Below are 25,517 nucleotides of genomic sequence, written 5' to 3'. Positions count from 1 at the left end.
CCAGCATTCCACCCCTAGTGCGTTACTGAACCAGGCTAACGCTAACGCCTGCAAAGGGGCGTGTGCAGAAATTCCGCCACGCGCCCATCAAAGTCATTCGACAGCGATTTTTCCGCGCTTGGAAGCTGACATTCAAAACATGATAGGGCCTGGGACATTGCGGCCTTTCACTCATTGGGCCTGAAATGTCCGGTTGCGCAAAACGCGCCGTTGGTGTGGCTGCGTTGGCCCTCTGCGCAAAGTCTGGCCGTAAGGATGATAATTAAAAACAGCTATCAAACTCACGGAGAGCCGAACTTATCACTCGCCACTCTCTCGTCTTGCCACGAACGGGCCGTAGTTGCCAAGTGGACCTCTGTTTAATCGATCTATAGTGCTGCCTTGATGATCTGGCTGATTGAGTGCGTGCTGAGAGTCATTAGATTGCCTTCGGTGTCGCACACTGGAGTTCTTGGAGTAGAAGGTCCTTCGTCGTCTGATGAACGTCCAATCGTAATTGGTTGCCCGCCGACATCACATGTCTTCACCAACGTCATCGCCGAGGAGCCAACTAGATCAAGTCGATGCAATACGCCATGAGGCAATTCGTAAAGTACACCGGAAGAATATTTTTCGCGACGCAGTTCGAATAGTTGGATATGTTTTCCGCTGCGCTGAAGAATGGACCCGCCACCGCTGTAGGAAACTTCTAGTACCTCGTGCGCCCCCTCGGAATCTGGGATCGCCTCGTAAATGGTCTGCTCTACAGACCCATCGACAACGAAACTTTGGTAATCGAACTTGTGGTCGTGCACCTCTAGGCCAACCTGCTTGAACCGGAAGCGCTCATCCCACAGATGTAAGCGCAACGCATTTCCGGCATCATCTTCCACCCGTGCAGCCAAAAAGTTCAATGGATGACGCCGCACCTCTGCTTCTCGCAGCATCGACGCGCTAATCGCAGCCTCGAACTCACCGGACCTCGCCGCTGCGATTAGCGCGATAAACTCCTTTTCTATGTCAGCCATATGGGCTCTCCGGCTTCTCGACACCCTGAACAATAGCGGTTCGATCCTCGTCGGTCAGTGTGATGGACAACGAAAGTGCGGCGAGTATGCCGTCCACGTCGCTAGACTGAAGTGAAGTCGGAACTGTCGCGAGGGACAGGTCAATAGACACAGCCCTGTTGGCCTCGTTCCTGAATTCCTCATGGTACGAAGCATAGAATTTTGATCGGCTAGAGCAGACGATACCCGGCCATTTCGGATCTTCGCGCGTCAGAACTAAACGGTCATCTGACATATCAAGTCGAAATAGCGCAAAATCGCTTTTCAAATAAATTTCCACTTCGAAGAAGTGGTTGGTATTCGCACGTTTCGCAGCGGAAATAATTGTTGCCAGAATTTCGTTTTGTATGCGTGACGCATCCCATTGCCCCTTCGCACCCTGCAATGACGCTCGGTAATGGGCGTAGTCTGCCAGCATCGATGTGTCGGCAGGATTAGGCAGGATCATATGCAAAGTTCTTGTGACTGATTCTCTTCGTCCAGCCGCATCGAGAGCAGGCATCACGGCGGTCCGGATGAATCTGCCCGACCTACCTCGAAACCAGTAGTTTTTCGTATCAGCCAGTGGAGCGTGCAGTAGCTCATGAATATTCCAGGGTTGAAGCGCCGCAATATCTTCCTCGAAGTGCGCCTTGGGTGAAATCAGCCAGAGCAGCAAAGAACTTACCATCGCAACTACGAGACCAGCGGCCAGATTATCGACGATGCTTTTCCCAAATGAGGATAGCCAGTGCTCGGACAAGCAGGAGGCCTGGACTATCAGCACGTGTTTGGAGCCGATCTGCACCAACTGTTCGTTGCATTGAGGATGATCGAGCCATAGCCGGAAAGCTGCTAGTGCGAAGAAAATGAAAGCCAATAGAACGTTGAACGCAATAATACCGCGCCCAAGGACACGGTAAGGCTGCACTGTGCTCAGCGCGAATCTCTTTGTGCGATCGAAAAGGTTCATTGCGGCGCCCATGGCAAGTTCATCGCAGCCCTTCAAGATCGGGGCAAGCGGTACTCGCAAGGCGGTGAGCCGCAATATCGCAGCGAGAAGCTTCGGCGCAACTGGACATTCGGGTGCTTCCTGCAGAACGACGAGCATTGGTCGGCAGTTAAAGTCGCGTGAGCGGCGGATATCCTCGTAGCCCGGCTCGGAACCGGACATTCGCCTACCGGCCCATCGGAGCCGTTCCATGTGCTGAAAACGCCCCCAGTCGGCTTTGGCCCGAAACACCTCTTCCTGAAACGACGAAGGGCCGCTCGACAGAGCGGCCCTTGTGCGTTGCCCCCGGCGCTCCCGGGGAGAGGGGAACGGAGCGCCGGGGGGCCGGGCGCGGGGCGCAGATCATGGGGGCGGCAGGAACCGGCGTGAGGACGGCCTCGAAGGTGCGACCCGAAGGGCGGCCTTGCGCTGCGCTGCCATGCGCCCCTTTTTTTTACTGCGCCGCGGAATCCTCCGATCCCGCAGGCCCGGTCTGGCTCAGCTTGTCGAGGATGTCCTGGCTGGAGGTCACGCCCGCCAGTTCACCGTCTTCGGTCAGCAGCACCGGATTGTCGGTCTGCGCGGCGATCTGCATGAGCGTGCGCACGTTGGTCTCGGCGGGAACCTGCGCGATGCCTTCGGGGAAGGTGTCCTGCGTCTCGGGATCGGCGATGGTGTTGACCGGCTGCCAGCCCGCATCCGAATGGACGCGTTCGCCTTCCAGACGGTAGTTGCCCCCCTCGTCGAGCAGCAGGCCGCCGTCCACTTCCTCCAGCTCGGCAACCGGGTGCATGACCGTGGCGCCGGTCATCACGTGGAGCGGATTCATGTGCTCGAGGAAGCTTGCGACATAGGGGGTCGCCGGGTTGTTGAGGATCTCCTCGCGGCTACCGCTCTGGACGATGCGCCCGCCTTCCAGAAGCGTGATCTGATCGCCCAGCTTGAAGGCCTCATCGAGGTCATGGCTGACGAACAGGATCGTCTTCTGGACCTCGCGCTGGAGTTCCAGGAGATCGTCCTGCAGCTTGGCGCGGATCAGCGGGTCGAGTGCGGAGAAGGGCTCGTCCATGAGGAGGATGTCCGCGTCCGTGGCAAAGGCGCGCGCCAGCCCGACGCGCTGCTGCATGCCGCCCGAAAGCTCGCTCGCGTAGCTGTCCGCCCAGTCGGACAGGCCAACCAGTTCGAGCTGTTCCTCGACGCGCCTGGCCATGGCCGCCTTGTCCTCGCCGCGCAGTTCGAGGCCAAAGGCCACGTTCTCGCGCACCGTGCGCCAGGGCAGGAGCGCGAACTGCTGGAAGACCATGGCGACGCGCTTGCGACGCACTTCGCGCAAGGTGGCGGGATCGCGCGGCGCGATGTCGACCACCTCCTCGCCTTCCCCGCCGTGGACGAGGACCTGCCCGCGCGTCACCTCGTTGAGGCCGTTCGCGGCGCGCAGCAGCGTCGACTTGCCCGAGCCCGACAGGCCCATCAGCACCGAGATGTGCCCGCGCTCGACCGTGAGCGAGGCGTCGTGGACGCCCAGGACCACGCCTGTCTCCTCGCTGATCGCGGCGCGCTCCTTGCCGGCCTCGGCCAGTTCCAGCGCGCGGGCGAGCGCGGCCTCGCGCTTGCGCCCCCGGCCGCTTGCAAAGAAGATATCGACGTTCCGAAATTCGATCGCCGTGGCCATCAGCTGTCTCCCTTGGTTTCGCGCCGGGTCACGCGGTCGAGAATGATGGCGAGCAGGACGATGGCGAAGCCCGCCTCGAAGCCCATGCCCACCTGCACGGTGTTGAGCGCGCGCACCACCGGCACACCCAGGCCGCCTGCGCCCACCAGCGCGGCGATGACGACCATCGAGAGGCTGAGCATGATGCACTGCGTGACGCCCGCCAGGATCGATCCGGCGGCGGCCGGAAGCTCGATCTTGAAGAGGAGCTGGCGCTTCGTCGCACCAAAGCTCTCGCCCGCCTCGATCAGCGGGCGCGGGACGGACGCGATGCCCAGCTGGGTCAGGCGGATCGGCGCGGGCAGCGAGAAGATGATCGTGGAGATGAGGCCCGGCACCACGCCCAGCCCGAAGATCACCAGCGTCGGGATCAGGTAAACGAAGGTCGGCAGCGTCTGCATCAGGTCCAGCACCGAGCGCAGGTATTCGTACGCGCGCGGGCGATGCCCGGCCCAGATGCCGATGGGAACGCCGATCACGGTCGAGGTTGCCGCGGCAAAGACCACGAGCGCGAGCGTATCGACCGTCTCGTCCCAGTAGCCCTGATTGATGATGAAGAGCAGCGCGAGCGGCACGAAGGCCGTGAACCCGTAGGACTTGCGCAGGAACCAGGTGAGCACGGTCGCCAGCGCCACAAAGAGGAGCGGCGGCACGGCGTGGAGCACGCCGGTCAGCCCATCGACGCCCGCGCTCACCGCGCCCGAGACGATGTCGAGAAGGCCGCTGTGCGCCTTGATCCAGTCCACCGCAACGGCAATCGAGGCACCGACCGGGATCTTGTTGGCGGTCAGCCACGAGCCCGTGGGGCCAGCCTGCTTGCTCGCCTTGATGGCCGCCTCGGCCGGCTCGCCTGCGAAGGTGGTGACGCCGTCGAGCCACTGCGCCACGCGGTGCGGGTTCTGTGCGATCCACGCGCGCGCCGCGTCCTGCGGATTGGCGCCGCCTTCGATGCGGCCCATCAGCGCGTTCTCTTCCTCGACCTCGAAGGAGAGGTTTTCAAGGAAGCGGCCAAGGTTGGGGCATTCCTCGCGGTAGCCCCGCCGCACGATGGTGCTCACCGTCGCGCCGCCGAAGTTGGGACCGAAGACATCGTCGCCGCCCGCCAGGTACTTCATGTCGAAGCGTTCGTTCATCGGGTGCGGCTGCCAGCCGAGGAAGACGATGGCGCGCTGTTCCTTCACCGCGCGCTCGACCTCGGAGAGCATGCCCTGCTCGCTGCTCTCGACCACCTGGAAGTCGCCGGTGTCGAAGGCGCCCCGCCCGATCATGTCGATGACCAGCTGGTTGCCATCGTTGCCCGGCTCAATGCCGTAGATCTTGTGGTCCAGTTCATCGGCAAAGCGCGCGATGTCGGCAAAACTCTGGAGGCCCTCTTCGTAGAGGTAGTCCGGGACCGCCAGCGTGTAGCGCGCATCGACGAGATTGGCGCGCACGCGTTCAAGCGTGCCGTCCTCGATGTGCCCCTGGATCAGGCTCTTTTGCGCAGGCATCCAGTTGCCGAGGAAAATGTCGACATCGCCGCGCGCCATGCCGTTGAAGGTGACCGGCACCGAGAGCACGCGCGTGGTCGGTTTGTAGCCGATCTCGCGCAGGACCTCGGAGGCGACGCTTGTCGTCGCGGTGACATCTGTCCAGCCTACGTCGGCGAGGCGCACCGCGCGGCACGCCGGGGGATCGGCGGCCGCACTTGCGGCGGTCGATCCCAGGACGAAGCTGCAGAGGAGGCCCAGGGCCAGGAGAAGTCGCGTTGCCAGACGGCGCATAGGCTTCCTTGAATTCGCGTGATGCCCTGTGCCTATAACGCCATTGAAGGCTTATTCAATGGCAACCTTCCACCTTTTTCAGCCAAGACTTGCAATGGCGCGGAGAGAGGTATAGCTGACGCTCAAATCAATTGAACGGTCATTCAGGACAAGATCATGGCAACAGGTTCGGCGACAACGAAAGCTCCGTCAAGGCACGATGCCCGCGCGCGCCAGCTGATCGAGATGACAATCGATTCGCTCGCCGAAGTGGGCTTCACCGGCACCACGCTCGCCGAGATCGGCAAGCGCGCCGACGTCTCGCCCGGCCTTGTCGCGCATTACTTCAAGGACAAGAACGGCCTTCTCGAAGCCGCGTTCCGCGCACTCGCCTTCCGCCACGGCGATGCGGTGCGCATGCGCATGGTCGCCGCCGACAGCCCGCGCGCGCGCGTCCAGGCGGTGATCGATGCTTCGCTCTCGCGCACCGAGATCGACCTGCGCACCAGCATGGCCTGGCTCGCCTTCTGGGGCCAGGCGCTGCAGCACCCGCGCCTCCACCGCGTGCAACGCGCCTACCAGAAGCGCATGCTCTCCAACCTCACCCACGCGCTGCGCGCCATGGAAACGCCCGAGGAAGCGCGCAAGACCGCCGCCCTCATCGCCGCCATGATCGACGGCGTGTGGCTGCGCGGCGCGCTCTCGGGCTGGAACGAGGTCGACCCCGAAGCCGCGCGCGAGATGCTCAATTTCGTGGTCGAGGATTCGCTGGCGCGCCACCCCATCGCCGCCGCCTCGGTTCCCGCCACCGTGCGTCCGGTGAACCCGGCCACTGGCGAAACCATCGCCGACCTGCCCGTCGCCAGTGCCCAGGACATCGACCGCATGGTCGCCAAGGCGCAGGATGGCCAGCGCGAATGGGCCGCGCTGAGCGGCACCGAGCGTGGCCGCGTGCTGCGCCGCACCAGCGACATCCTGCGCGAGCGCAACGATGAGCTTGCCGAGATCGAGACCCGCAACACCGGCAAGCCGGTGCAGGAAACCAAGGCGGTCGACATCATCTCGGGCGCGGATTGCCTGGAATACTACGGCGGCATCGCCTCGACCGTGGCGGGCCAGTTCCTGGATCTGGGCGCCGCGGCCTTCGGCTACACCCGCCGCGAACCGCTCGGCGTATGCGCCGGGATCGGCGCGTGGAACTACCCCATGCAGATCGCCTGCTGGAAGGCCGCGCCCGCGCTCGCCTGTGGCAACGCGCTCATCTTCAAGCCCGCCGAGCAGACCCCGATGACGGCGATGGAACTGGAAGGCATCTTCCGCGAAGCCGGCCTTCCCGAGGGCGTGTTCCAGGTCGCGCAAGGCTATGGCGAAACCGGCCGTTCGCTGATTGCGCACCCGGGCATCGCCAAGGTCTCGCTGACGGGCTCTGTTCCCACCGGCCGCCTCGTCATGGGCGAGGCCGCCAAGGGCCTCAAGCCCACGACGCTGGAGCTGGGCGGCAAGAGCCCGCTGATCGTCTTCGAGGACGCCGATCTCGACAACGCGGTGAGCGGCGCGATGATGGCAAACTTCTACTCGACCGGACAGATCTGCTCGAACGGGACACGCGTCTTCGTCCATCGCTCGGTGCTGAAGGACTTCCTCGCCCGACTGGAAAAGCGCACCAAGGCACTGCGCATCGGTGATCCGTTCAATCCCGAAACGCACCTGGGCCCGCTTGTCAGCAGGGTCCAGCTGGACCTGGTGCTGGGCCACATCGCGCGTGCCAAGCGCGAGGGCGTCAAGCTGCTGATGGGCGGCGAGCGCCTCACCGGCGGTGAGTACGATCGCGGCTACTATGTCGAGCCGACCGTGTTCCAGGCCGAGGACGACAGCGCCTCGATCGTGCGCGACGAGGTCTTCGGCCCGGTCATGCTGCTCCTGCCCTTCGACACCGAAGAGGAAGTGATCGCGCGCGCCAACGACACCGAGTTCGGGCTTGCCGCGGGCGTCTTCACCCGCGACCTGATGCGCGCGCACACCGTGATCGCCGCGCTTCAGGCCGGGAGCTGCTGGATCAACGACTACAACGTCACCCCCATCGAACTGCCCTTCGGTGGCTACAAGAACTCGGGCGTTGGGCGCGAGAACGGCCTCGCCGCGATCGAGCACTACACCCAGCTCAAGAGCGTCTACGTCGCCAAGGGCGATGTCGACGCCCCCTACTGAGCCCCGACCGACAAGACCGACAAACGGACAGAGACACCTTCATGAACGCGCAATTCGACTACGTCATCGTGGGCGCCGGCTCGGCCGGCTGCGTGCTGGCCGACCGGCTGAGCGCGGACGGCAAGACCACCGTCCTGGTGCTCGAATTCGGCGGGTCGGACCGCTCGGTACTGATCCAGATGCCCAGCGCCCTGTCCTACCCGATGAACATGAAGAAGTACGACTGGCGCTATTATTCGGAGCCCGAGGAGCACCTGGGCGGGCGGCGCATGCACACCCCGCGCGGCAAGGTGCTGGGCGGCTCGTCCTCGATCAACGGCATGGTCTACGTGCGCGGCAACCCGATGGACTTCGAGCGCTGGCACAACCTGGGCGCGCAAGGGTGGGACTACGCCCACGTCCTTCCCTACTTCCAGCGCGCCGAAACGCGCCAGGAAGGCGGCGATGCCTACCGGGGCGGCAATGGCCCGCTCAACACGAAGTACGGGACGCTGAAGAATCCGCTCTACTCCAAGTTCGCCGAAGCCGCGCAGCAGGCCGGCTACCCCTTCACGGCGGACTACAACGGCGCGCAGCAGGAAGGCTTTGGCCGGATGGACATGACCGTCCACAAGGGCCGCCGCTGGAGCGCGGCCAACGCCTATCTCAAGCCCGCGATGAAGCGCCGCAACCTGACGGTCGAGACCCACGCGCTCGCCGACAAGCTGCTGTTCGAGGGCACGCGCGCGGTCGGCGTGCGCTATGTGCAGGGCGGCGAAGTGCGCGAAGTGCGCGCCGCGCGCGAGGTCATCGTGGCAAGCGGCCCGATCAATTCGCCCACGCTCCTCCAGCGCTCGGGCATCGGCGCGGCCGAGCAATTGAAGAACCTTGGCATCGAGGTCGTCCAGGACCTGCCCGGCGTGGGTGAGAACCTGCAGGATCACCTGGAATTCTACTTCCAGATGGAATGCACCCAGCCGATCACGCTGTTCTCGGCCATGGGCCCGATCGCCAAGGCGCGCATCGGCGCGCAGTGGCTGGCGCTCAAGGAAGGGCTTGGCGCGACCAACCACTTCGAGAGCTGCGGCTTCATCCGCTCGCGCGCGGGGATCGAGTACCCGGACATCCAGTACCACTTCCTGCCGCTCGCGGTGTCCTATGACGGCTCCTCGATGGCCGACCGCCACGGCTACCAGGCCCACGTTGGCCCGATGCGCTCGAAGAGCCGGGGCACGGTGCGGCTGCGCTCGGCCGGTGCGCTCGACACGCCCGAAATCCGCTTCAACTACATGAGCCACGCCGAGGACTGGGAAGAGATGCGCGCCTGCGTGCGCCTCACCCGCGAGATCTTTGCGCAGGAAGCCCTTGCCCCCTACACCGGACGCGAGATGCAGCCCGGCGCCGATGTCGTGACCGACGAACAGATCGACGCCTTCGTGCGTGACAACGTGGAAAGCGCCTACCACCCCTCGTGCACCTGCAAGATGGGCGCACAGGGCGATCCGATGGCGGTGCTTGACCCTGAGCTGCGCGTGCGCGGCGTTCAGGGCCTGCGCGTGATCGACAGCTCGGCCATGCCCGCGATCACCACCGGCAACCTCAACGCGCCCACGATCATGCTCGCCGAACGCGGCGCGGACCTCGTGATGGGCCGCGAGACGCTGGCGGCCAGCGAGATGCCCTTTGTGCGCAGCGCGAACTGGCAGACCACGCAGCGCTGAAGAAGAAGGCGTTTTCAAGGGGCCATCGCCCCTTGACCCCAAAACGGGCGACCTCACCTTTCGCCGCCACGGTGGCGCGCGAAAGGTGAGGTTTCCTACATGCACCCGCGCTTGTTCACCCACACGTTCCAGGCGCGCTGGGCGTAGGGCAGGTATCCGCGCAGGCCCGCATCGGCCAGCCGCCCTTGCGCCTTGGCGGGAAAATCCCCGGACTTGCCGCAGTAGACCCGGTCGGTCCCGGCGGTCGAGAACTCGAGCAGGTGGACCACGTCGCACCCGATCTTGAAGGCCTTGATCGCCTCCTTCAGCCCGTCGCTCGGCCCCATCGTACTGGTGCGCTCGGCCTCGCGGTAGCAGGCGCTGAGGGCGCTGCCGCTCCAGTCCGGCGCGCGCGAGGTGGATGAGGACGACGACGAGCTCGACGAGGACCGCGCAGGCGTCGGCCGCGACACCGTCGTGCGCGAGGGCACCGAGCTGCTGCGGCTTGCGGTGCTCTGTGAAGGCCGGGTCGGCTGCTTGGTCAGCGCCGTGCGCGAACGGTTCGAGGAGGAGGGCGCGGCACTGGAGCTCGTCGAACGACTGCTGCGCGAAGAGGATGACGACGAGGACGAGGAGGATGGTGCCGCCTGCTGGCGCGACCTGGCCCTGTTGCGCGCCAACCGCTGACGATAGTCACGCTCGTACTGCGCCGCGCTGGTCGTGTTGCGCGACATCTGGCCAAGGAAATCCGCCGTCTGGGCGCGCAGGGCCGCCACCCGGGCCGCACCGCGCCGCCGCGACTCGGCCTGCTCGCGCTCCCAGCGCCGCGCTTGCGCGGCCCGCTCCGCCTTCCGTTTCGCCGCCGCCTGCCTTGCGCGTTCGAACCGGTTCAGGCCCGTCCGGCGCGTCTCCTGCTTCTCCCACAGAGAGTTGTTTTCCTGCTCCGCCAGATCGTAGGCGGTGAGCTTGTAGCGATCCTGCGCGCTCGTGTTGGCCCCTGCAAGGCGCAGAACCTCTTTCAGCTTGCGCAGGAACTCCATTTCGTATGCCCCCTTGATGGCCGGCGTATCGAAGGCCGCCTGCGTGTTGCTGGCCCACATCGCACGCGTTCGCGCCTGCTCCACCAGATGATAGAGCGTCCGGGAGTGCGGCTTGAAGGTCTGCGCCTGGTTGGCGCGGCTGGCCACCATCCGCACCACATCAAGGTCCTTCGTCTGCACCGCCGCGATGGCGTAGTCGAGCGTCAGGTGCCCCTCGTGTTCACGTTCCTTGAATATCCCCGCCTCGCGCATGTCCTGCAGTGCACTCATGTCCTTTGCCGTGATCGCGGCCATCACCTGCGCATGGGAGACCCCTGCCGCGACCTTCGCCTCCTGCACCTTGGCCGGAGATGCCTTGGCCGGGCTCGCCTTGGCTACGGCCGGCTTCACGGCAGCTGCCTTCCTCGCATCGGCCGCAGCGATCCGCGCTTTCCGGGCCGCCTCCTTGTCCCGCGCCTGCGCAAGCCTTTGCTCATGCGCGCGCTGCAGAGCGGCCACGGATGGCTGCGGCACGACCCCCAGGTTCGCAAGGTAGCTCTGCTCACTCAGCCCCGCCTGCTCCAGCTTCGCCTGTGCGGCCGCCACGGCCTTGCGGTCTTCCCGCACCCTGGCGAGCTCCAGTTCACGCATGGCGGGAACCGAAGTGCCGCCATAGTCCGCAGGAAAGTCGCTCAGCGGCGGGTTGCCCACGGTATGGCCCAGTTGACCGATCAGGCTCTCGGTCAGAGAGAGGACGCCCTTGTCACCCGCAGCCGCAGCGTTTTCATGCGCCCGCATCAGCCAGTAATAGGCGAGATCCGCGTTCGAGACGCCACCGGTACTCTCCGTCTGGCTCTCAAAATTGCGCATTCCAACCTGGACCTGGGCCCCCCTGTTACCCTTCCGAGCGGCCTCCAGGTGCCAGAAGTGCATCGAAGCAACGCTCTTGTAGGAAACCCCGAACTTAACATCGGATTCCGGGATGCCCACCATCGAGGCGAGCCCATGCATCCCATATGTGCTGCCCGCTTCGACACTGGCAAGGATCAGGCGCCGAGCCCGTTTCAGATCCTTGCGATATCCGTAGGTCCCGAACTGGTAGCTGGATCCGACGGCGGCCAGTGCATCGGGGTAGCCCTTGCGGGCCAGTTGCTCGTAACCGGACATGTGCGCTTGGGCATTGCGGGATGTGAACGTGCGCTGCAGTTGCTCGAACTGCGCCTTCATCGCCGCACGCTCCTCGGCCGGGGCCCGGGCATAAGGGCTTGTCTGTGGATCAAGCGGATAGGCCTGCGCCACGTCCTCACGCGCCAGCGCCGGAGCGCTTCCCACCGCGCCCACCACGCCCGCCGACAGAGCCCCCGCCATGACAATCGCGCAGAGCGCCTGCCCCGATACCTTCCGGTTATTCATGCCGTCCCCGTACTTGCTTGCCCCGGAACCGGATTTGCAACTCACCCGCCTGAGGTCAACCTAGAGGAAGTTGGAGGTTCGAACCTCCGCAAACGGCCATCGAAGAAAGGAAGGCAAAGCCCATGCGAGGGCCATCGCCCTCGCGCTCCCGGAATCGGAGAGGGCCGGTCGTTGCGACATGGTGGTGCCCTCTTTCCTCTTTGCGCCCAAGTTGGTCGCTCGAGGGCTAATCTGGAGCGTCTAGGAGCGGACTGACCGGTTCCCCTCACCGAGCAGGTTTGCGAGCAACTGGGATGGGGCGTTTCCTGGCGCGCCAACGGTCCCGAGGGGAGTCTTACGATCTATCGGCTGATTGGACGGGGGACATTCCCCAGGACCTATAAGCTGTCCCCGTTCGCCTCGCGCTGGAGCAAGCGGGAAATCGTCGGCTGGATCGACTGCATCAAGGACGGCTTCGAGGGCAAGAAGCGGCGTCTCTGAGCTCGCTTCTGGCATGAAAGTCCATTCTTTTCAGCGCGATCAAGGCCGCTTGATTTGTGCGGTATCTCCTGGGGCACAAGAGTGCCCGCGTGGAAGGTCTCCTCTGCCAAATCAGGGCCTTGGTGGCGTGGTTCGAGGCAGGGTGCGGATCGTGCTTTCGCCTTTAGCCCATCGACGCGCATTCGTGTTGACATTTCTCTGATTGGGATCATACAGTCCTAATTGGGATTGCAATTGATCTATTGTACTTCATTCACCCGGGGGAGCTCTCATGGTCTCATTGCGCAACACACTTCTGATGTCGTCCGCTGCTACAGTGCTCGCGCTTGGCGGAATGCCTGCGCATGGACAGTCTGGCGCGCCGACTGTGCGGTTGGATGAGGCTGCCAAGGAGATCGTCGTCACGGCGCAAAAGCGCGAGCAGACGCTGATCGACGTGCCCCAGTCAATCTCCGTGGTCTCGGAGGAGACCATTGAAAAGCAGAACATCACCAACATCGGCGACTATCTCGGCAATGTCCCGAGCCTCCAGCTTGTCCAGTCGACGCCGGGGCAGGGGCGGCTCGTCTTACGCGGAGTGAATACAGGCGGTGTCGCCTCGACTGTCGCAGTTTACATGGACGAGACGCCTTTCGGTTCAAGCAGCGGTCTTGCTAACGGCGCGGAACTCGCGGGTGATTTCGACACGTTCGACATCGCCAGAATCGAGGTCCTTCGCGGCCCTCAGGGCACCCTTTACGGCGCAAGTTCGCTTGGCGGTCTGGTCAAGTATGTCACCAACGAGCCGGATGCCGGTGTGTTTGAGGCGCGCGGGCGCATCTCGGGCGAGCTGACCCGGCATGGCGATCCGTCGTACCAGGGCAACCTCATGGTCAACGTCCCGCTGTCGCCAACGCTCGCCTTTCGTGCATCGGGCAGCTACCGCATGCAGGGCGGATTCATCGATTCCATCGGCACCGGCGGGTCCGATGTCGAAAGCAATATCAATGATTACCGCAGCTATGGTGGCCGCGCTTCGCTGCAGTGGATGCCGACTGACGCTCTTACGGTGCGTGCCACTGCACTGATTCAGAACATCGATGTCGATGGGCCTACGACGATTGAAGCCGACGGGGCGACGCTCAAGCCGTTGTATGGCGGCCTGACATACTCGCAGTTCGTGCCATCCTACAGCGATGTGGACTACCGGGTTTACAACCTGCAGGCCGATTATGACCTGGGTTTCGCCACGCTGACGTCTTCGACCAGCCGTAGTACGCAGCATCAGAGGCGGCGTGATGACCAGACGGTGTACATCAATAACGTCATCGGCGTCTATGCGCCGGCATTTGGGTTGCCGGACTACGGCAACGAGACCTACCTGCGGCAATTGACCAACAACCGCAAATGGACGCAGGAGGTTCGCCTTGCGTCCGCGCCCAACGACAAGATCGAGTGGCTGATCGGCGGGTACTATACCCACGAAAAGGCGCTGATTGATCAGGTGTTCGTCCCGGTTGCGCCGGGAACGTTGACCCCCCAGACCTACATCGAGGACCTGGGCGGACTCGGTGGTGCGGCCACGATCTCCAAGTACGAGGAATACGCCGGTTTCGGCAATATGACGCTGCATTTCGGCGAACATCTCGATCTCGACCTAGGCGGGCGTTACAGCCACAACAACCAGACGTCATTGAACACCGGGTTTGGTTTGCTGGGGGCGACGACACCTTATGCGGGGACGTCCTCGGATAACGTGTTTACCTATTCGGTTGCTCCCAAATACCGTTTCAGCGAACACGCCTCGCTTTATGCGCGCGTTGCCAAGGGTTACCGTCCCGGCGGACCGAACGTTGTGCCGCCGGGGGCGGGCGAAGGGTTCCCGGCCACGTTCGATCCCGATACCGTCACCAGCTATGAAATTGGCGTCAAGGCCGAGACGCTCGACCGTTCCTTCGGGATCGAAGCGGCCATCTATCACATCGATTGGAGCGATATTCAGCTGCTTGCCGTCGTCAACAATTTCGGGGTCAACATCAACGGCACATCCGCAGACATCGACGGAGCGGAACTGACGGTCACGCTGCGCCCGGTTCGCGGCTTCACCACCACGGTCAACGGCGCCTATACCCGGGCTATGCTGGCGGGTGACACTGATCCGATTACCCTTGGTGCGGTGAAGGGCGATGTGTTGCCTTACACCCCCAAGTTCTCGATCGGCGTGAATTCCGACTATGAATGGTCGATCGGCGAGGCTGTCACGGCTTCGATCGGCGGCAGCATCCGGTCCCTTTCCAAGCAGAGTGGCAACTACGACGCGACCTACCTTGCGCTCTACGGGCATTTCCCGCGGGTGCCTGCTTACGCCGTCGTCGATCTGCGTGCGGGCATCGATTTCGGACGCTTCTCGCTTCAGGCCTATGTGAAGAACCTTGGCGATGTGCGCGGTGTCACCTCGGTACTCAGTCAGTATTCGAGCGGTCTGCCGTACTATCCCAATGCGGCGATTGGAACCGGGATCAACCGTCCGCGGACCTTTGGCCTGTCGCTGACGGCAGGAATCTGATGATGGTCACGAAGACGGAGCGGCCACGTCCGCGAGCCGAGGAAAACGACGTGCTGGCGTTGCCGAGGCCCTATCTCTTGTTCTTAGGCGATGCGACTGATGCCGGCTTTGCCAAGACGGCTTTCGGTCTGCGGGACTGGGCCGGTGACAATGTCGTCGGCGAATTCGCGCTACCCGAGGCCACGGTGACCACCGGACTCGATTTTCTGACGCCGCGTGAGGCCGCCGAACGGGGCGCGAAGGCACTGCTTATCGGTGTCGCGAATGCGGGTGGGATAATCCCGCTGGCCTGGATGCCGACATTGTTCGAAGCGCTTGATGCGGGGCTGGACATCGTTTCGGGCATGCACGCGCGCCTGACCGATCTGCCCGGTCTTGGCGAAGCCGCGCAAACGGCCGGGCGTCGTCTGGTGGACGTGCGATGCCCGCCTGCCGGTTTGCGCGTGGGAACGGGCGCGCGGCGAACAGGACGGCGCATCCTTACCGTCGGCACTGATTGCGCCCTGGGCAAAAAGTACACCGCGCTGGCGGTGGCAAGGGCCTTGCAAAAACGCGGAGTCGACGCTGATTTCCGGGCGACCGGTCAGACGGGTATCATGATCTCGGGCAGCGGCATTCCGATCGATGCGGTTGTCGCGGACTTCGTGGCCGGCGCCGCCGAGATGTTGAGCCCGGCGGCACCCGATGGCCATTTCGATGTGATCGAAGGGCAGGGATCGCTGTTCCATCCTGCCTATGCCCCGGTCTCGCTTGGCTTGCTGCACGGCAGCCAGCCCGACAGCTTCATCGTTTGCCACCAGCCCGGCCGCACGCACATACTGGGCAATGCATCGTACAGCCTGCCAAGCATCGAGGAGGTGATCGCGCGGACCGTCGCGCTGGGGCAGCTCACCAGCCCGGCTATCCGTTGTTCCGGCGTTTCGCTAAACACCAGCGGTATGGATGAAAGCGAGGCATTGCGCGAAATCGAGGCCGTGTCGATGCGGCTGGGTATCCCCGCTGCGGACCCGATCCGGGGCGGGGTGGCATTTGAACGACTGCTCGACGCGTGCCAGTCATGAAGCGACTGACTGCCCTGCTGTTGATTGCGCTTTGTCCGGGTGTGGCTCTGGCCGCACCGCCGCCCGGTTTTGCCGAAAAGGCAGACGCGGTGCGCGCGCAGGCGGGCGTGCCGGGAATGGCAATTGCCATTGTCGAAAATGGCAAGGCCACGATGGTGCGGGGATTTGGCCATCGGCGGGTCGGCGGTGGGACCGTGGATGTCCATACGATCTTCCCGACAGGATCCACCGGCAAGGCGTTCACTACGGCGGCATTGGCGACGCTGGTGGATGCCGGCAGGATTTCCTGGGACGACAAGGTCATCGATCACCTTCCCTATTTCCGGATGTACGACCACTGGGTCACCGGTGAGATGACCATCCGCGATCTGCTGGTGCATCGCAGTGGTCTGGGGCTCGGGCAGGGCGATTTGCTGTTTGTGCCGCGCGGCAAGGTTTCGCGCGCGGAACTGGTGCGCCGTCTGCGCTACCTCAAGCCCGCCACGAGCTTTCGCAGTGGGTATGCCTACGACAATGTGCTTTACGCAGTGGCGGGGCAACTGGTCGAGGCGGTATCCGGCCAGCCCTGGGAAGACTACGTCCGCGACCATGTGCTGCAACCGGCGGCCATGATCGATTCCACGACCGACAACGACCGCCGCTTCCGCATTGCGAACCGCGCCTATCCTCATGCGCGCACGCAGCAGCCGGTACGCGGCCTGGGGCCGTTGTCTAGGCTGGATGAGCGCGACGAGTTGGGCCGGGCGGCTGCCCCCGCCGGAGGCCTTGCCATCAGTGCCAGCGACATGGCCAAGTGGCTGCGGCTGCAACTGGCCCATGGCAAATTGCCAGATGGCACCCGCCTGTTCAGCGAGGCGCAGCACGAAGCGATGTGGACGCCTGAGGTGATCCAGCCGATTGCACCTGTTTCCCCTGCATTGCAGCTCACGCGTCCCAATTTCGATACATATGCCCTTGGCTGGGAAGTGCGCGACTATCGCGGTGCCAAAGTGGTCTGGCACGCCGGCGGCGTACTTGGTTTTCAGAGCATCGTTGTCCTGTTGCCTGAAAAGGATGTGGGGTTTTCGGTCGAGATCAACAGCGAGGACAGTGAAGTCCTGTTCGGGCTGATGTACGATCTATTGGATCACTACCTGGATCTGCCATCGGCAGACTGGCCCGCCAGATTTGCCGCCGACTACAAGGCGCGCCGGGAAAAGGCCGCGGTGGCGCTGGCGCAGGAACAGGCCAAGCCGGCCGATGCAGGACCGTCACTTCCATTGCAGCGTTATGCCGGACTGTACCATGATGACTGGTACGGCGATATCCGGATCGAGCAGGGCGATGGCGGGCTGAGTATCGATTTCCTCTCTACGCCGCGCATGCAGGGGCGCCTTGAACACTGGCAGTATGATAGTTTCGTCACCCGATTCACCGATCAGACGATCGAACCGGCCTATGTGACGTTCGCTCTGGATGCCGATGGCAAGGTTGAGCGAATAACCCTGAAAGCGGTATCCCCGCTGGCCGATTTCAGTTTCGATTATCACGATCTGCTGTTCAGGCCGGTGCCGCAGGATGCGGACCAGGAAACGGGCAGGGCGCCTGATTGACCGCTATTCGCGCCGCCGCCTGATTGCCGGGGGTCTCGTTTGCTGGGCTGCTTCGCTGTTGGCGATCAATATCTTTGCCGGGGCTGTGGTGGCCACGGTGGGCGTGATCGCCAGCACCTTGCTGATTGCCAATGATGTGTCCCGCGTTCTTGCGAGCGGCCGGGCATGTCGCTAATTGCAGTTACAGCATCAAGAGTCGGACCTTGCGGTCCGGCACCAACCTGCTCCCGAGCAAGGTGGTGCCTTCGCTTCAGCGAAGGGATGTGGCCGAACCGGCAACCTCGGGTTCACGTCACACGAATCGCGTCCGGCGCTTGATCCAAAAGACCAAGGAAAGGACAAGAGCATGACTGACGCGCATCTGCAGCAATTTGCCAGTGACAATTATGCCGGTATCTGCCCGGAGGCTGGCGCGGCCATGGCCGCGGCCAATGTCGGACACGTGGCCGCCTATGGCGAAGATGCCTGGACGATGCGCGCGGCAGAGGCGATGCGCGAACTGTTCGCTACGGATTGCGACGTCTATTTCTGCTTCAACGGGACGGCTGCGAATTCATTGGCGCTGGCATCGCTGTGCCAATCCTATCACAGCGTCATCTGTTCCCGGTTCGCGCACGTCGAAACCGACGAATGCGGGGCACCTGAATTCTTTTCCAACGGTTCCAAGCTGCTGGTTGCACCAACCGAGGATGCCAAGCTTACGCCCGATGCGATCCGGGCAGTGGCAACCAGCCGGTCGGATATTCACTTTCCAAAAGCGCGGGCGGTAACGATCACCCAGCCAACGGAAACAGGTCAAGTCTATACCCTGGCGGAAATTCGGGCGATTGCGGCGGTATGCCGCGACCTTGGCCTGCGTTTGCACATGGATGGCGCCCGCTTTGCCAATGCCTGTGCCGCATTGGGATGCACACCTGCGGAGATGACCTGGCAGACGGGTGTGGACGTGTTGTGCTTTGGCGGCACCAAGAACGGCATGGCGGTTGGCGAGGCCGTTCTGTTTTTCGATCGCACTCTTTCCGAAGACTTTGACTATCGTTGCAAGCAGGCAGGACAGCTGGCCTCCAAGATGCGCTTTCTGGCGGCGCCATGGATCGGCATGATCGAGAGTGGCGCATGGCTGTCCAATGCGGCCCACGCCAATCGCAGCGCCGCGACGCTGGCCGAGGGGCTGGTGGGACTGGAGGAAATCGCCTTCGTTTTCCCGGTGGAGGCCAACGCTGTGTTCGTGCAGGCACCCGACGCCGTGCTGGAAGGCCTTCGCGCCCGTGGCTGGCGCTTTTACACCTTCATCGGCGGTGCGGCCCGCTTCATGTTTGCCTGGGATGCAGACATCGGCCGCGTTGAAGCCCTTGCCGCCGACATCCGTACGCTGTGCGCAGAGCAGCGCTCCCGGGTCTGCGCGTAAGCGCAGGCCCTAGCGCACCGCAGTGTCTTGGGCAGCCTTGAGCACACGCAGGACATTGCCGCTCCAGATCTTCTCGATATCCTTGTCGCTGTAGCCGGCATCGCGCAGACCTTGCGTGATCTTAGGCAGGCTGGTGGCATCTTCCAGGCCGGGCAATCCGCCGCCGCCGTCCCAGTCCGCGCCGACGCAAACGTGCTCGACCCCGGCCACCTTGATGACATGCAGCATCATTTGCATGAAATCGTCGAAATCGGCTTGCCACAATGGCTGCGTTTTATCGAGCTTGCGCCACTTGCGGGCAACATCGGCCTGCTGTTCCGGCGTCATTTCGGCAAGGCGCTCGGATTCGTCCCAGAGACGTGCGCGGTCGTCGGCAAGGTTGATGGCCGAAAGGTAGATGGTGGAAACGCAGATCGCGCCTCCCTTGGCGGCGACCTTGCGGATATGCGCGTCGTCCAGATTGCGGGGATGGTCAAAGGCGGCGCGCGCGGTGCTGTGCGACAGCAGGATCGGGGCGTTGGACAGTTCCAGCATCTGGTCGAGCGCCGCATTCGAGGCGTGGCTGGCATCGATGACGATGCCCAGGCGGTTCATCTCCTTCACCCATTGCCGGCCAAGGGGGCTCAGCCCGTTCCAGCGCGGCGTATCGGTGGACGAATCGGCGAACTGGTTGTTCTGGCTGTGCACCGGGCCAGCCAGGCGCACTCCCTTGTCGAAGAATTCGCGAAGCAGGGAAAGGTCCGTGCCCAGCGGATAGCTGTTTTCGATGCTGCGAAATGCAAAGAACCGGCCGTTGCCATCCAGCCGAAAGGCATCGGCGGGCGTCAGGGCCTGACCGATCTGGTCGGTATATTGCGTCAACATGCTGTCGATTTCATCTGAGCGCTTGCGTGCGGAGGCCAGCGCCGTGGCGTAACCAGCCGGATCGAGAGGCCCCTGCGGGGTGAAGATTGCAAAGAACCCACCGTCGAGGCCGCCTTCATGCATGCGCGGCAGGTCGATCTGGTCGAGGTCGGTGGCCAGATCGTGCCTGTCGCCGAAGTGCCAGCCGGGCCGCGCAAAATGAACCGGCGTATCAATGTGCGTATCCAGTACCGTGAAATCCTGGTGCCGGCGCTGCGGCGGCGTGGTGCCGCCAGAGACCGTGGCGCAGGCGGAAAGCAGGAAGATCAGCGGGGCGAAGGCAAGGGCCTTTGTCATGAAACCTCCGAAGGTGGCGTGCGGCGCATCATCTGCCACGCGCCGAGCGTGAAGAGCGGGAGCACGAAGACGAGAATGATGGCAAGGGAGAGTGCGCGATAACCTTGCGCGATCAGTGTGACGAGGCCGATCCGGTCGGCAATCAGCATGCAAAGCGAGAGCAGTGCGATCGTGAACAGCCCCCTTGTGGCCGCACCTGGCGGGGCGCCGCGATGGTGCACCCACACCGTTACCAGCCTTTCGTTGAGGGCATGGACTCCACCCACGCCGCTTTCCAGCAGCGCGGCAAAGATCATGGTCTGGAAGGCTGCGTGAAAGAGCGGTCGGCCCATTTGCGTAAGCAAAAAGTCCGAGGGCAGTACCAGCCCGGCGATCTGCGGCGTGAAGGCGGCCATGCTGATGAAGAACAGTACGGCCGGCAGGACCGCCAGCGGTCCGGCCAGCAGCCCCGCTATTACGGCATCGCGCTTGCCGGTGAGATGCCGCAGCATCGGCAAGACCATGACCGCGCCGATGATATTGTAGCCGGCGTATGTCACGCCGCCGAAGAGCCAGTTCCCGGTGGAAAGCTGCGCGTGGGCGTAAGTTTCGGCGATGCGGCTTCCGAAGCTGTCCAGTGCGAAGACCAGGAAGGCGACGTAAACGGTGTAGAGCAAGAGGGAGGCCCAGGTGAACAGCCGCTCGACGGCGCTATTGCCGAACGCGGTTACCAGAGCGATCGCGATCATCAGGGCAAGTGTCCCCGCCAGAGGGGGCAGGGCCAGCGTAGCGGTGCCGATCGCAGCGGCGGCGGCGCCGAAGACCGCAAGGATCAACACGAGAAAGATGCAGTAGACAAGCTCAAACGCGATTGCCCCGCGGCCGAGCAGGTTCGTGAAGAACGTGCGGTAGTCATAAGCCTTGAGGCGGTGCGCCAGCAGAAATGTCAGTGCGCAGGTTGCGCTCCACAGGAGCATGGCGATTGCAATGCCTGTCAGTCCGCCCCACGGACCGGCGGGAAGGAAAAATTCGGCCAGCTCGCGCCCTGTGGCATAGCCGCCCCCTATGATGACGCCCTTGAAGGCCAGTCCCGGCAGAAGAAAGCGCTGAAACCGGTCTGTGAAGGCAGCGGCCAGGGTCATGGCTGCAGTCGCTGGAATGGCTTGTCGAGAGTCCAAAGCATGATGGCCGCGATACAGCCCAGGGCTGCAAGCAGGAAGAAGAAGCCGCTATGGCTCATCCGGCTCCACAACGATCCGACCAAACCGGCGGACAAGCTGCCCGAGAAGATGACAAAGTACCATGCGGCCACGGTTGTCGCTCCCAGCCCTTCGGGCGCCAGCCTGGCGAAGATGCCAAGGCCCGTTGGCAGTACGAAGAGTTCGCCGAGTGTGAAGACGAGGAAGAACAGTGCGAGCCACAACCAGCTTGCCGGGCCGCCGCCTCCGGTCAGTTCCACCGCCCCCAGCATGGCATAGGCTGTGGCGACGATCAGCGCCCCCCATGCCATGCGGCGCAACAAGGCGTCCCGGGCGCCATGCCGCGCGCGTCTGCCCCACCAGGCGAGCAGGCCGGGGGTCAGCAGCATCACCATCAAGGGGTTCAGCGACTGGAACCATGTCATCGGGATCGTCAGGCTGCCGACCGAGCGGTCAACCCCGCTATCGGCCCAAAGGGCAACCGTATTGCCGACCTGCTCGTAGGCTCCGCGAAAGACCGTTACCGACAGGGCAATACCCAGCAGTAGCATGACAACCGGCCGGGTGAAGCGGCCAGGTGCGATGGCTTCGCCGGGTTTCAGGGCCATGGCGATTGCAGTGCGCGATGCGGGCAGGTGTCGCTGTCCCCAGAGGTATATCAGCAGCCCCGCGAACATGCCGATGCCCGCCGCGCCGAAGCCATAGTGCCAGCCATAGACTTCGCCCAGGGTGCCGCAGATCAGCGGGGCCAGAAACCCGCCGATATTGATGCCGACATAATAGACGTTGTAGGCCCAGCTCCGCCGGGGGTCGTCGCGTTCATAGAGATCGTCGATCTGGCTGGGCAGGCTGGGCAGGAACAAACCGTTACCCAGTGCGATCGTGGCGAGGGCGGGGTAGAGCAAGGGATCGAAAGTCATCATCAGATGGCCGAGCGCCATGATCGATGCGCCCGTGATGATGGCGCGTCGTTTTCCCAGGAAGCGGTCGGCAATCACCCCACCGATGATCGGGGTGAAATAGGCGCATGCCGTGTAGGCGCCATAGACGAACGAGGCATGTGTCTGCGTGAACAGCAGTTCCTTGGTCATGTAATAGACCAGCAGCGCGCGCATGCCGTAATAGGAAAACTGCTCCCACATATTGGTCAGGAACAGCACGGTCAGCCCACGGGGCTGACCGAACCATGTCGGCTGGGATGAGGGAACGGCCCCGGTCATGTTGCCTGGGCCGGCGCTCCCCAGACCTCCTCTCCGGCCCACAGCGCGCCATCCGCGTATACGACATGGCGGGCGCGGTCTTCGGCAAGGAACGTGGGGCCGTCGAGATCGACAAGGTCGCAGACCTGACCGAGTATGAAGCCTGGTGCGGTGGCAAGGCTGGAGCCAACCATCGTTCCCACCATGACCCCGAGGCCAAGGCGACGTGCCTCGGCTGCCATCAGCAGACCTTCGGTAAGGCCGCCGCACTTGTCGAGCTTGATGTTGATGACGTCAAAGCGGCCCTTCGCCTGCGCAACGTCGTCGAGTGACAGCACACTTTCATCTCCCGCGAGGGGGACCGCTGAGACAAAGCCTTCGAGCTCGGCCTCGTGCCCGCGCGCGAGCGGTTGTTCGAGCAGGGCGATACCGGCTTCCTCCAGCACGGTCACAAGCGCGTCGAGTTGATCGCGCTGGAAGCCCTGATTGCCATCCACGCCCAGCCAGGCATCCGGACGGGCCGCGCGGATCGCCCGGACTCGTGCGATATCGAGGTCTAGATCGCCAGTCAGCTTGATCTTGATCGATTTGGCCTGCGTATAGCCGCGTGCCTTTTCAGCCATCCGCTCGGGCGTATCGGCGCCAAGAGTGAAGGTGGTTCGCAGCGGCCGGGGAGGCCGATCGAGACCTGCCAGTTGCCAGACCGGCTTGCCGGATCGTGCGGCTTCCAGTTCCCACAAGGCACAATCGAGCGCGTTGCGTGCGCCGCCGGGGGGAAGGATCGAACGCAGCGCTTCACGGGTCGGCCCCGCTTCGATGGCAGGGCGCACGCTTTCGATGGCGGCGATCATGCCGGGCACGTCTTCCTGCAGGAAGAACACGCCCGATGCCTCGCCGCGGCCGGTATGTGTGCCATCGTCCAGCGTTACGACGATGATCGGAGAGGTGTCGAAGACGTGCCCGGAAATCCGGAAAGGTTCCGCGAGGCGCAGCGTTTCCGAGGCGATGGTCAGTTGCAGCTTGCTCATCAGTAGGTCACCGTCATGGCGATCAGGCCGAACTGCGCTGCGAAATAGAGCAGCGTCAGGCTCGAAAGAAATACCAGGAGGCTCCACGCCTTGCGCGTCCAGGGGCGCTGGCCGGTCCAGGTGAGGTAGAGATTCCAGCCAGTGATCGGCAGGGCTCCGACGAGGATGATGGCACCTGCGATCTGCAACACCCATGCCCACGGATCGAACATCGCTGGATCGTCAGGGAACAGTTCGAGTATCATCAGGAACAGGGTGATCCATCCCGCCATCAGTGCGACGCAGAGGCCTGCCATGATGCGCGCGGCGCGGCAGGCGCGCAGGGCGTTTCCGTTCAGTGGCGGATCAGCCTTATAGCGCCTGCGCACGAGCCAGGCGGCCGGCCAGAACAGGAATGTCAGTAGCAGGACGGTCAGCCCGGCAATCAGCGCGGGCTTGAGCCAGCTGCCGGATTTTGCGGCGGGCACGCGATCGAAGACTTCCCAGGGGGAGGCAAGGTCGAAGCTCCAGCGTACGACCTCGCCGTCCACGACTTGCGCGGCCAGGCGTTCCTGCCCATTGCGATCCTTCCACACGAAGGGGGCCACTTCAACCCATTCGCGCGGGCGGCCGTTGGTCGCGAGGATTGCGGGGACCGACAAGGTTCCGTCCTCGTTTACGGCGATCTGCGTCTGTCCGACGAAGTACAAGGCGGAGAAGAAGGTGGTCTGGCCGCGGCGGCTGGCCTCCCACAGACCCGTCATCATCTGCGCGTGCTTTCGGGCGTCTTCAATTGAAACGCCCAGCTTCGCGGGCTCGGGTGCGGGCAGATATCGTTTGGCGAAGTCGCTCGGCAGGCTGAGACGAAGACTGCCGCCAGCACCCGCTTTTCCCGAACCGTTCACCGATATGTAGATGCCCAAATTCTGTGCCGGCAGCAGGTCCAGCGAAGTGTGAAAGGCATTGAGGTCACCGAGATGGCCAACCGCCGTGTGCCCATTGAGGTTGATCTCGAAAAAGCCAAGTTCCATCCGGTTGAGCGGAGCGACGAGCGAGGCCGGATCGACGGGGGCAAGCGGGCTGTCGAGCATCATTCGCGCGGTTTGCGCGGACAGGATCCGCTTGCCTTCGAACTCTCCGCCCTGAAGGTGCGCGATCATGAAGCGCGCCATGTCGAGGCCGGTCGATGCCAACGAACCGGCAGGGGCGGGGCCGACTACCTCGAAGCCCTTGGAAACGCCCGGCTTTGGATACCCTACCGCCATATATTCCTTGAGACGGGCGGGCAGAGGCTGGCGGAAGGTGGAATGGCGCATGCCCAGCGGCGCGAAGATGTGACGTTCCACATAGTCGTCGAACGTCTCGCCTGAAACGCGCGCCACGATGTAACCGGCGAGCGCTGTGGCATAGTTCGAATAGGCGGGCGTGGTGCCCGGGACGAAAATCCGCTTGGGCAGGTGACTCTTGATGTAGGTGGCGAGCGGTTGATCGTACTTGGCGTCGTAAAACACCACCCCCTTGCCGCTTTCCTCGAAGCCTGCCGTGTGCGTCATGATCTGGCGCATTGTGATGGGTTTGCCGTCGCGGGGCGGGATGCGGAAATCGAGATAGGCGTTGACGTCCGCGTCGAGATCAATCTTCCCGGCGTCGACCTGCTGCATCACCGCAGTCCACGTGAAGAGCTTGGAAACCGAACCGGGCCGGAACAGGGAGCGAGCAGGATCGACCGGTTTGCGTTTCGCAACGTCGGCATATCCAAATCCGCGTGCAGTCAGAACCTTGCCGTCCTTGACGATCACCACGACTGCTCCCGGGATATCGTTGATATCAAGGGCGTAGGGCATGTAGCCATCGAGCCAGGTGTCGACGTCAGCCTTGGTGATGGGAGGGAGGCTGCTCGCACCACCCGCTTTCGAGGAAGACGCACCGGGAATGAAGTGGCCCGATTCTGCGATTTTTGGCGCTAGGGGATTGGCTGAATCCTGTGCGGTCAATGCCGTACAACCGAAAAGCAGCGCGAATGCTGCAAAGATCCTCAACAGAACCATTGGCCCACTCC

Annotated in this window: 17 protein-coding genes and 1 riboswitch; of the genes, 7 read left to right on the top strand and 10 right to left on the bottom strand. The window is 63.3% G+C overall.

Translation table 11 applies throughout. The features are described 5' to 3' along the window. Window positions 1-368: 368 nt before the first annotated feature. The 4 genes from LC060_RS06910 to choW all read right to left on the bottom strand — a co-directional run bounded on the left by LC060_RS06910 (window position 369) and on the right by choW (window position 5,490). Complete coding sequence (locus LC060_RS06910) at window positions 369-1,007, bottom strand: hypothetical protein (protein ID WP_226633921.1); 639 nt, start codon at window positions 1,005-1,007, stop codon at window positions 369-371. Continuing rightward, window positions 1,000-2,199, bottom strand: coding sequence for a hypothetical protein (locus LC060_RS06905; RefSeq protein WP_226633919.1), 1,200 nt, complete (start codon window positions 2,197-2,199; stop codon window positions 1,000-1,002). The genes LC060_RS06910 and LC060_RS06905 overlap by 8 nt, the downstream gene beginning before the upstream one ends. A gap of 271 nt (window positions 2,200-2,470) precedes the next feature. Next, on the bottom strand, window positions 2,471-3,688 hold the full coding sequence (choV, locus tag LC060_RS06900) for a choline ABC transporter ATP-binding protein (RefSeq protein WP_226633917.1): 1,218 nt from the start codon (window positions 3,686-3,688) through the stop codon (window positions 2,471-2,473). Continuing rightward, window positions 3,688-5,490, bottom strand: a complete 1,803-nt coding sequence (choW, locus tag LC060_RS06895) for a choline ABC transporter permease subunit (RefSeq protein ID WP_226633915.1) — start codon at window positions 5,488-5,490, stop codon at window positions 3,688-3,690. Before choW ends, choV begins: the two co-directional genes overlap by 1 nt. Before the next feature lie 156 nt (window positions 5,491-5,646). On the opposite strand from choW, the gene betB reads away from it, so the two are divergent. Together betB and betA are read left to right on the top strand one after the other, a co-directional pair. Then, window positions 5,647-7,677 carry a betaine-aldehyde dehydrogenase gene (gene betB, locus LC060_RS06890; RefSeq protein WP_226633913.1) on the top strand — a complete coding sequence of 677 codons (2,031 nt, stop codon included), beginning with the start codon at window positions 5,647-5,649 and terminating at the stop codon, window positions 7,675-7,677. 41 nt (window positions 7,678-7,718) lie between these two features. Then, on the top strand, window positions 7,719-9,377 hold the full coding sequence (gene betA / locus LC060_RS06885) for a choline dehydrogenase (protein ID WP_226633911.1): 1,659 nt from the start codon (window positions 7,719-7,721) through the stop codon (window positions 9,375-9,377). A 95-nt stretch (window positions 9,378-9,472) separates the two neighbouring features. Here the strand turns inward: betA and LC060_RS06880 are convergent, their stop codons facing one another. Beyond that, window positions 9,473-11,788, bottom strand: coding sequence for a hypothetical protein (locus LC060_RS06880; protein ID WP_226633909.1), 2,316 nt, complete (start codon window positions 11,786-11,788; stop codon window positions 9,473-9,475). A 288-nt stretch (window positions 11,789-12,076) separates the two neighbouring features. On the opposite strand from LC060_RS06880, the gene LC060_RS06875 reads away from it, so the two are divergent. From LC060_RS06875 to LC060_RS06855, 5 genes are all read left to right on the top strand, one after another. Next, window positions 12,077-12,268: a helix-turn-helix transcriptional regulator gene (locus tag LC060_RS06875; RefSeq protein ID WP_226635258.1), complete on the top strand. Its 192-nt coding sequence runs from the start codon at window positions 12,077-12,079 to the stop codon at window positions 12,266-12,268. A gap of 271 nt (window positions 12,269-12,539) precedes the next feature. Further along, window positions 12,540-14,813, top strand: a complete 2,274-nt coding sequence (locus tag LC060_RS06870) for a TonB-dependent receptor (RefSeq protein ID WP_226633908.1) — start codon at window positions 12,540-12,542, stop codon at window positions 14,811-14,813. Beyond that, entirely contained in the window at window positions 14,813-15,874 is a 1,062-nt protein-coding gene (locus LC060_RS06865) for a DUF1611 domain-containing protein (protein ID WP_226633906.1), read from the top strand. The genes LC060_RS06870 and LC060_RS06865 overlap by 1 nt, the downstream gene beginning before the upstream one ends. Further along, entirely contained in the window at window positions 15,871-17,466 is a 1,596-nt protein-coding gene (locus tag LC060_RS06860) for a serine hydrolase (protein ID WP_226633904.1), read from the top strand. Before LC060_RS06865 ends, LC060_RS06860 begins: the two co-directional genes overlap by 4 nt. A gap of 181 nt (window positions 17,467-17,647) precedes the next feature. After that, window positions 17,648-17,759, top strand: a riboswitch (SAM-I-IV-variant riboswitch). A 53-nt stretch (window positions 17,760-17,812) separates the two neighbouring features. Further along, window positions 17,813-18,874, top strand: coding sequence for a threonine aldolase family protein (locus LC060_RS06855; RefSeq protein WP_226633902.1), 1,062 nt, complete (start codon window positions 17,813-17,815; stop codon window positions 18,872-18,874). 9 nt (window positions 18,875-18,883) lie between these two features. Here the strand turns inward: LC060_RS06855 and LC060_RS06850 are convergent, their stop codons facing one another. The 5 genes from LC060_RS06850 to LC060_RS06830 are packed head-to-tail and all read right to left on the bottom strand — an operon-like array spanning window position 18,884 to window position 25,506. Further along, on the bottom strand, window positions 18,884-20,074 hold the full coding sequence (locus tag LC060_RS06850) for a dipeptidase (RefSeq protein ID WP_226633900.1): 1,191 nt from the start codon (window positions 20,072-20,074) through the stop codon (window positions 18,884-18,886). Beyond that, window positions 20,071-21,195: a hypothetical protein gene (locus LC060_RS06845; protein ID WP_226633892.1), complete on the bottom strand. Its 1,125-nt coding sequence runs from the start codon at window positions 21,193-21,195 to the stop codon at window positions 20,071-20,073. The genes LC060_RS06850 and LC060_RS06845 overlap by 4 nt, the downstream gene beginning before the upstream one ends. Beyond that, window positions 21,192-22,472, bottom strand: a complete 1,281-nt coding sequence (locus tag LC060_RS06840) for a peptide MFS transporter (protein WP_226633890.1) — start codon at window positions 22,470-22,472, stop codon at window positions 21,192-21,194. The genes LC060_RS06845 and LC060_RS06840 overlap by 4 nt, the downstream gene beginning before the upstream one ends. Next, window positions 22,469-23,479 carry a dipeptide epimerase gene (locus tag LC060_RS06835; protein ID WP_226633888.1) on the bottom strand — a complete coding sequence of 337 codons (1,011 nt, stop codon included), beginning with the start codon at window positions 23,477-23,479 and terminating at the stop codon, window positions 22,469-22,471. The genes LC060_RS06840 and LC060_RS06835 overlap by 4 nt, the downstream gene beginning before the upstream one ends. Next, complete coding sequence (locus tag LC060_RS06830; protein WP_226633886.1) at window positions 23,479-25,506, bottom strand: serine hydrolase domain-containing protein; 2,028 nt, start codon at window positions 25,504-25,506, stop codon at window positions 23,479-23,481. Before LC060_RS06830 ends, LC060_RS06835 begins: the two co-directional genes overlap by 1 nt. Window positions 25,507-25,517 lie beyond the last annotated feature (11 nt).

This window comes from Novosphingobium profundi (assembly GCF_020524485.1).
Taxonomy (GTDB): domain Bacteria; phylum Pseudomonadota; class Alphaproteobacteria; order Sphingomonadales; family Sphingomonadaceae; genus Novosphingobium; species Novosphingobium profundi_A.
The sequence above is the reverse complement of the archived record's forward strand: the minus strand, read 5'-3'. Positions and strand labels throughout refer to the sequence as shown.